The sequence below is a fragment of the Bacillus sp. SD075 genome, assembly GCF_017355165.1.
GTDB lineage: Bacteria > Bacillota > Bacilli > Bacillales > DSM-1321 > Peribacillus.
Window position 1 is genome coordinate 41,082 of sequence record NZ_JADILK010000035.1, and the last position, 7,421, is coordinate 48,502.

General features: G+C 38.7%; 10 protein-coding genes. 1 reads left to right on the forward strand and 9 read right to left on the reverse strand.

Features of this window, described 5'->3' with window-relative positions:
- Positions 1-10: 10 nt before the first annotated feature.
- The 9 genes from IOC57_RS19160 to IOC57_RS19200 all read right to left on the reverse strand — a co-directional run bounded on the left by IOC57_RS19160 (position 11) and on the right by IOC57_RS19200 (position 6,892).
- A complete protein-coding gene (locus tag IOC57_RS19160) occupies positions 11-601 on the reverse strand; it encodes an SCO family protein (RefSeq protein ID WP_207440192.1) in 591 nt (196 codons plus the stop codon).
- A gap of 153 nt (positions 602-754) precedes the next feature.
- A complete protein-coding gene (locus IOC57_RS19165; protein WP_207440193.1) occupies positions 755-1,597 on the reverse strand; it encodes a DegV family protein in 843 nt (280 codons plus the stop codon).
- 216 nt (positions 1,598-1,813) lie between these two features.
- Positions 1,814-2,077, reverse strand: coding sequence for a DUF2535 family protein (locus IOC57_RS19170; RefSeq protein ID WP_306668291.1), 264 nt, complete (start codon positions 2,075-2,077; stop codon positions 1,814-1,816).
- Positions 2,078-2,212: 135 nt separating this feature from the next.
- Complete coding sequence (tatC, locus tag IOC57_RS19175; RefSeq protein WP_207440194.1) at positions 2,213-2,959, reverse strand: twin-arginine translocase subunit TatC; 747 nt, start codon at positions 2,957-2,959, stop codon at positions 2,213-2,215.
- Between the two features lie 85 nt (positions 2,960-3,044).
- Positions 3,045-3,236, reverse strand: coding sequence for a twin-arginine translocase TatA/TatE family subunit (tatA, locus tag IOC57_RS19180; RefSeq protein WP_034307557.1), 192 nt, complete (start codon positions 3,234-3,236; stop codon positions 3,045-3,047).
- A gap of 192 nt (positions 3,237-3,428) precedes the next feature.
- On the reverse strand, positions 3,429-4,697 hold the full coding sequence (gene ilvA, locus IOC57_RS19185) for a threonine ammonia-lyase IlvA (RefSeq protein ID WP_207440195.1): 1,269 nt from the start codon (positions 4,695-4,697) through the stop codon (positions 3,429-3,431).
- A gap of 150 nt (positions 4,698-4,847) precedes the next feature.
- Positions 4,848-5,333 carry a dihydrofolate reductase gene (locus IOC57_RS19190; protein WP_207440196.1) on the reverse strand — a complete coding sequence of 162 codons (486 nt, stop codon included), beginning with the start codon at positions 5,331-5,333 and terminating at the stop codon, positions 4,848-4,850.
- Complete coding sequence (locus IOC57_RS19195) at positions 5,330-6,124, reverse strand: thymidylate synthase (RefSeq protein ID WP_207440197.1); 795 nt, start codon at positions 6,122-6,124, stop codon at positions 5,330-5,332. Before IOC57_RS19195 ends, IOC57_RS19190 begins: the two co-directional genes overlap by 4 nt.
- A 57-nt stretch (positions 6,125-6,181) precedes the next feature.
- Entirely contained in the window at positions 6,182-6,892 is a 711-nt protein-coding gene (locus IOC57_RS19200; protein WP_207440198.1) for an anthrax toxin lethal factor-related metalloendopeptidase, read from the reverse strand.
- A gap of 224 nt (positions 6,893-7,116) precedes the next feature.
- On the opposite strand from IOC57_RS19200, the gene IOC57_RS19205 reads away from it, so the two are divergent.
- Positions 7,117-7,359: a hypothetical protein gene (locus IOC57_RS19205; protein WP_207440199.1), complete on the forward strand. Its 243-nt coding sequence runs from the start codon at positions 7,117-7,119 to the stop codon at positions 7,357-7,359.
- The last annotated feature ends 62 nt before the right edge of the window (positions 7,360-7,421 follow it).

Here is a 7,421-nt window from a genome sequence, read left to right on the forward strand (position 1 = left end):
TTTAACCTGTTCAATAATTCTGTAAAATTTTAATATGCTTAATGATTTGGTCAAAGGGAATATCCTGCAGACCTGTATAATCCATGATGATCTTTCCTTCTTGATCAATTAGAAAAAAGCTGGTCCCATGAATCACCTGATCTTCTGCTTCTGGTTTTTTGACGATCGTTTTAAAGTTATCCAATGCAAACTGTTCGATTTCATCCTGCCCATAACCCGTCAGAAAGTGCCAATTGCCGTAATCCACATTGAATTGGTCTCCATACGTTTTTAAAATATCAGGTTTGTCAATTTCCGGGTCCACGGAAAATGAAACGAATTCTACATCCGTAATGCCTTCATCCTTCAATTGCTGCTGCAGCTTCGTCATATTCGAAGTCATGGGGAGACAGACAGTTTCGCAGCTTGTGAATATAAAATCCGCTACCCAGACCTTTCCTTTAAGATCGCTTTTTGAGAAAGGTTTCCCCTCCTGATCAATGTAATTGAAATCTTCAAGGTCCCAATTTTTCGCATCAGGTACACCATTGGAACCGCATGCTGTCAACAGCAAAAAAATTGATGCTCCCATAGCTGCCATAAGCAAATGCAGCTTTCTCATCCCTACCCCGTCCTTTATGTATAAAATATTCTGTTACTTCATTTATTCTAACAGACCAATTGGAATGAGAACAGCAACTATTTCTACGAATTAAAGACAATTGTAAAAGTGACAAAACCTCTGTGTTACGCAGTTTATAATGGTTTATCCATATCAGTCCCAATAGTACATGATTGCCATGGCGCCTTCACCCGTATGGGTACTGACAACGGCGGTTGTTGCTTCTATCTTTATGTCTTGATATCCCGTTAAGTCCGCAATGGCCTGACGGACCTTATCCGCTATTTCAAGACCATTCGCATGTACAAATCCAATGCCTCTAATTTTTTTGCCTTGAGTGTCTTCCTTGAATTTCTTGATGATGAACTTCACGACCTGTGACTGGCTCCTAGCTTTAGATACAGGATTCAGTACACCATCGTCCAGAAGTGCAATCGGCTTTATGTGCAGCAATGAACCGATAAAAGCAGAAACTTTGCCAATCCTTCCACCCTTAACGAGGTTATCAAGTGTTTCTATGACAATGATTAAACTTGACTGCTTTTTAATATGTTCCAGTCGATCAATTATCTCCGCTACGGATTTCCCTTCCTTCGCCATTTTCGCTGCCTCAATCACCTGGAATGACATCGCTTTCGAAATGAATTTCGAATCAAGAACAGTGACATTCGCTTCAGACATGCTAGCTGCGCTTTCCGCTGAGCGAACTGTGCCGCTCATGCCGCCTGTCATATGTATGGAAATAATCTCGCTGCCGTCCTTTCCGAGTTCATCATATACCTCCACAAAGGTACCAACGGCTGGTTGTGAGCTTTTTGGCAATTCTTTTGACTGGTTCATCCTTTTCAGGAATTCTTCTTGTTCGATTTCAACTTTATCCAAAAAAGTCTCCCCATCTATAAAAATCGATAAAGGGACCATTGTTATTTCATAAAATTCCAGTTCCTCTGGTGTCATATCTACTGTCGAGTCTGTTACTATCTTAACTTTATTCATCATTACACATCCCTAAATTAACATATCTATTGTATTATACCTATTCAAGGCACGCATTCAAACCAAAGGTTTTCTTGATGTGATACTTCCCTATTGAAATGATTACACAAAAAAAGACCGTTCCATAAGCTAACCTGAACACATGCCGATTTATTCGTAACTTCATGGCATTTGTTATCTCTTTTAACGGAGAAGTTAGCTATGGAACAGTCCGCATTAAGCATTATTGAGTAAACTTCCAAAAAAAAGCTTGTTATAAACGGGCCATTTGAGTACAGAAGCTAAATAATGCTTAAATGAGTAATTTTCTTTATGATCTTTATTGGCAAAAACCTTCTTAACAAATATCTCCAAACGCACGGTCAACATAAAAAAATTCGGATCACTAGGCAGTAAGACAGGTATTTCTGAAATTGTGACCTTATGTCCAAAACAATCTTTGAATTCCAAGCATTTGAACATCAAAATATCAATCCTCATTTTTAACCGATTGCTTATATTATACACAATAAATCCAAAAGTATAAATATTCAAATGTGTAAAAAAACAGATAAATCAGGTTGACTTTCATTTAAAAAAGACCCATAAGGGCAAAATGCCATTATGGGTTTCTTTTCATAAACCTTCCTCATAGGTGCCTTCCCGCAGGCTTTCACGTTTCACCCTTCGTTTATAGACGACTTTAGATAAAGAAATACTGATTTCGTATAATAACAGCAGTGGAATCATCACCATAAAGTCTGACATAAAGTCAGGCGGCGTAATCGATATCGCTATGACAACCAGTACAAAGTATGCATACTTCCTTAACTTTTGCAGCACATAAGGATTAATTATGCCAAGTGAGGTCAAAAACATGGTAACGACTGGAAGCTCGAATAAAACAGCAAAAGGTATCGTCATATTAAATACGAATGAAAAGTACTTATCCGCTGTAAAACTAGTTATGAACATCCCATCGCCCAATTCAATCAAAAATTGCAGAATGGTCGGGAAGATGACAAAATAACCGAAAGAAAGCCCTCCGATAAAAAGCAGGAAAAGTGCTGGAATATAGGCAAGGGTCGCCCTTACTTCATTTGGCATCAAAGCGGGTTTAACGAATAACCAGATTTGCAGAGCAATTACCGGTATCGTTGCCGCAATGGCTACGACACCTGAAAGCATAAAATAAATCCAGATAATATCACTCGGCCCCAATACCATCAGGTCAAAATCGAGATCTTTCACGAACCAATTATAGATCTCCTCCACATAAATAAAACTGGCGACAAAAAAGATGACAAAAGCAACAGCCGTTATGATGAGCCGTTTTCTCAATTCATCGAGATGATCGATGATATTTAATTCTTTATCCTCCAAAGTTGATCACGCCTTCATCTGAAAATCAGTATCTTTGTTCCAGCAAAAAGGCGCAAGACGATTCCATCTTACGCCCAGCATTCAATCATTCATGATTTTTTTGTTGTAGCTTCTTATCTTCTTCATAATCACCTTTTGTTAAATCACTCGTGGACTTTTTAAACTCACGAAGCGTTTGTCCAAAAGCCCGTCCAATTTCTGGGAGTTTCTTCGGACCAAAGATAATTAAAGCCAATATTAAGATGAGAATTAGACCAGGTACTCCAATATTCGACATGGATACATCCCCTTTGGTGTTGTAATTAGACCTACTCCGATTATAATACCATTTCCAACCAATTGAAAGGGAACTGGCAATTCGTCATAGAATGGTAACAAATCGACAGTATGCCCATATACGACTGGTCCGGCAAAATAAAATGTAAAAACATAGGTATTATTCTATCCTAATTTAACATTTTGTCCATGATTAAATCAATAAGTGAAATAAATTACTGTCTTTATTGACCTCCACGAATGAGAAGCCTTTCTTGCTCATCCTTTGAATGAGCCCTTCATAATCCCTTTTAACTTTTAGTTCAATACCAACCAGGGCCGGACCGCTTTCTTTATTATTTTTCTTCGTATATTCAAAACGGCTTATATCGTCATTCGGCCCTAACACCTCATCAAGGAATTCCCTTAAAGCTCCAGCACGTTGTGGAAAATTCACGATAAAATAATAAAGCAGCCCTTCATATAATAAGGATTTCTCCTTAATTTCCTGCATACGGCCAATGTCGTTATTCCCTCCGCTGACCATGCAAACAACCGTCTTGCCTTTGATTTGTTCTTTGTATAAATCTAGCGCGGCTACAGATATAGCCCCTGCCGGTTCAGCGACAATCGCATGCTGATTATATAAATCGAGAATCGTCGTACAGATTTGGCCTGAAGGTACAACAACGATTTCTTCCAGGTTTTCCTTACAAAGCTGATATGTCAACTGTCCCACACACTTGACAGCTGCTCCATCAACGAAGGTATCTATGTTTTCAAGTTCAGAAACTTTTCCTGCCTTGAAGGAGTATTCCATCGAAGCAGCACCTTGCGGCTCCACTCCAATGCATTTCGTTTTTGGGGAAACCGATTTGAAATAGCTCGATACTCCGGCCATTAAACCGCCCCCGCCCATAGCGGCAAATACATAGTCGATTCCATCTTCACAATCATTCAGGATTTCTACAGCAGTTGTACCCTGCCCGGCGATTACCTTTTCATCGTCAAATGGATGGATAAAGGAACGCTCTTCTTTTTCACAGCATTCCATCGCCATGGCAAATGCATCATCGAATGTATCCCCGATAAGGATGATTTCCACATTATCCCTTCCGAATAGCTGAACTTGATCGACTTTTTGCCTTGGAGTTGTAGCAGGCATGTAAATCTTCCCGTGAATACCCAATTGGCTGCAGGAAAAAGCAACTCCCTGTGCATGGTTTCCTGCACTTGCACAAACGATTCCATTCTTCGTCTCTTCCTCGGTCAGGCTTTTCATTTTATAGTAAGCCCCTCTTAATTTAAAGGAACGTACGTGTTGTAGATCCTCGCGTTTTAAATAAACATTACAATCATATTTTTCAGAAAGCCTCTGATTTTTTTGTAAAGGAGTATGTAAAACGATTTCTTTCAGTTCTCTATAGGCAATTAGAATATCTTCCAATTGAATCCCCCTATTCTTAGATGCAGTCTGATTCATAACAATCCCTCTTTTCCTTCCTAATGAATTCAATCATTATAGCACTTTACTGTTATTAATGTAATTGATTTTTCTAAAAATTCTTTCTTTTGTTTGTTCCATACCAAAAAAATCCGATTATGGTCATTTCCCCATAATCGGATTAGTACTTTATTTTTTTTGTAGAATAATAAAATCATGCGCATATTGATTTTTTTCATTTATGCTGCCCGGGTTTGAGGAGATTTTATCCCATTCATTTTCATCAATTACGGGAAAGAAAGTATCACCTTCAAAGGTTTCATGAATTTCCGTTATATACAGACGGTCGGTAAAAGGAAGGATTCCCCTGAAGATTTCGGCTCCGCCGATCACGAAGACCTCCTCTTCATGATTATCTGCAAACGTTTTGATTTGGGCAATCTCATGTAAAACTATGCAGCCTTCCACTTTAAAATCCTGATTGCGGGTAACGATGACATTTTCACGGCCAGGCAGGACCCTGCCGATCGATTCAAATGTTTTTCGGCCCATGACGATCGGATGCCCCATCGTCACTTGTTTAAAATACTGCAAATCTGCCGGTAAATGCCATGGCAGTCCATTGTTTTTACCTATCACACGATTTGAATCCATAGCCACTATCAACGATATCATATGCTCACCTCACCTTTTATATGGGGATGGGCTTCGTAATTTTCCAGAACGAAGTCATCGAAGCTAAAATCAAAGATATCCTTCACCTCTGGATTGATTTTCATGATTGGCAATGGTTTCGGATCACGAGTCAATTGCAGTTCCACTTGTTCAAGGTGGTTAGAATAGATGTGGACATCCCCGAAAGTATGTACAAATTCCCCAACTTCCAAATCACACACCTGTGCAATCATCATCGTTAAGAGTGCATAAGAAGCTATATTAAAAGGAACACCTAGGAAGACGTCCGCTGAACGTTGGTATAGCTGGCATGAAAGTTTGCCATCAGTGACATAGAATTGAAAGAAAGCATGGCAAGGCGGCAGGGCCATTTCATCCAGTTCCCCAACATTCCAAGCACTGACTATCAATCTTCTTGAATTTGGATTCGTTTTGATTTGTTCGATCAATTCACTGATTTGGTCGATTTGCCTTCCATCGGCAGTTCCCCATGAACGCCATTGATGACCATAAATCGGACCCAATTCCCCCTTTTCGTCAGCCCATTCATTCCAAATGCGCACGCTGTTTTCCTTAAGGTAGCCAACGTTTGTATCACCCTTCAAAAACCATAATAGTTCATGGATAATCGCTTTTAAACTAACCTTTTTCGTTGTAAGTACAGGGAATCCATCTTTTAAATTGAATCTCATTTGATATCCGAAGGTACTGATCGTTCCTGTTCCCGTACGATCACCTTTTTGCGATCCATTTTCGAGTACATGCTTACATAAATCTAAATATTGCTTCATGATAAACCACCTTTTCTACTTTCATTCTCCTTATTTTAACGTATTATTGCCCAATGTTTAATCTAATTGTTTAATAAAATTATAAGTCTCGGGAGCTTTTTGTCTAAGCAATTGACTTTGTTCATTGTTCACATAAAACATGGCAAACGTTTCTGCAAAGTATTCCTCAGGGTAATTGGTAAAATACGTCTGTCCAGGAAACAGCCCATCCACTTCCTTCCCCCAAATCTTCAAATAATCCATGTCATCACGGATTCCATCAAACACTATAACATCAATGGAATGCCCCAGTTCATGTAGTTCCAAATTAACTGAGCCATGCCCCTTGCCCTTGTCACTTGCTCCGATTTTCACCAATACCGTATGTGATCCGCCCATACCAGGCACATCATCCCAAGTTGTTTCCTTATTCAAATAACCACGTGGAGTTTTCCCCTTTAATTTGGCCGCTGATTGATTTTCTGTTAAATCACCATCGAATAGTTTGATCCTCACACCACTTTCAGCAGTTTTCACCAAAAGGGAATGAGGTAGTTTATTAATGGTTCCAGCAATTTTAAGTGCTTCCCTTTCATCATACTCCTCTTCTGGAAATAAAAATATTCTTTGCAATTCTTTATTTCCCTTAAAAAGTTCAGCTTGTCTTAAAAGGTTATCTTTGGGTAAATTCCGCCATTTTACCCCTTCACCCTTCGCTAATGAATAGGAGAGCATTGAGAGTAAGAAGACAAATAATGCAAGTATGGATAACCATTTCTTCCTTTTCACCCTCTTCTCCCCTTTCTTAATTCCTCTTTATTGTTAAGAAAATATATGTAATTTAAAATCTCTAAATCTTTTACACTATTATATTAGTATAACATATCATTCTAGTGCAAAAACTCTATGTTTTTTTGGTAATTTGGGTTGCACATTCATTTAGGAGAAGAACCATTGATCCGCTCTTTTCATATATCAACAGTATATAATCGTAAAAGGTGTAAGGTGATCGCATGGAAACCAATAATAAAAAAGCCATCTTGAATGAGCGTCGTGAACTTGCTGAAGAAGTCCTTGATATATACAGTTTAAGAGTGTTTATCATTCTCGACCTTTTTCTGTTCTCCATTTTCTTTGGCATACTGCTCCATCCTCTAATGTCTTCTCTTTGGCTTAACTTTTTGTTGCCTTTGCTTTTCTTCACTACATTTACAGCACTTCTTCAAATACTTGATATTTTCCAAAAAAAAAGCTGACATCATTTTTGATGTCAGCTCAGACTGTAGACAAACTCGATGAAAATCGAGTGTGTCTACAT

What these genes read in the sequence shown, in the direction of transcription:
- IOC57_RS19205 (WP_207440199.1), top strand. Translation starts at nt 7,117, where the DNA reads ATGGAAACCAATAATAAAAAAGCCATCTTGAATGAGCGTCGTGAACTT.
- IOC57_RS19165 (WP_207440193.1), bottom strand. Translation starts at nt 1,597, where the DNA reads ATGAATAAAGTTAAGATAGTAACAGACTCGACAGTAGATATGACACCA.
- IOC57_RS19195 (WP_207440197.1), bottom strand. Translation starts at nt 6,124, where the DNA reads ATGAAGCAATATTTAGATTTATGTAAGCATGTACTCGAAAATGGATCG.
- IOC57_RS19160 (WP_207440192.1), bottom strand. Translation starts at nt 601, where the DNA reads ATGAGAAAGCTGCATTTGCTTATGGCAGCTATGGGAGCATCAATTTTT.
- IOC57_RS19170 (WP_306668291.1), bottom strand. Translation starts at nt 2,077, where the DNA reads ATGAGGATTGATATTTTGATGTTCAAATGCTTGGAATTCAAAGATTGT.
- ilvA (WP_207440195.1), bottom strand. Translation starts at nt 4,697, where the DNA reads ATGAATCAGACTGCATCTAAGAATAGGGGGATTCAATTGGAAGATATT.
- IOC57_RS19190 (WP_207440196.1), bottom strand. Translation starts at nt 5,333, where the DNA reads ATGATATCGTTGATAGTGGCTATGGATTCAAATCGTGTGATAGGTAAA.
- tatA (WP_034307557.1), bottom strand. Translation starts at nt 3,236, where the DNA reads ATGTCGAATATTGGAGTACCTGGTCTAATTCTCATCTTAATATTGGCT.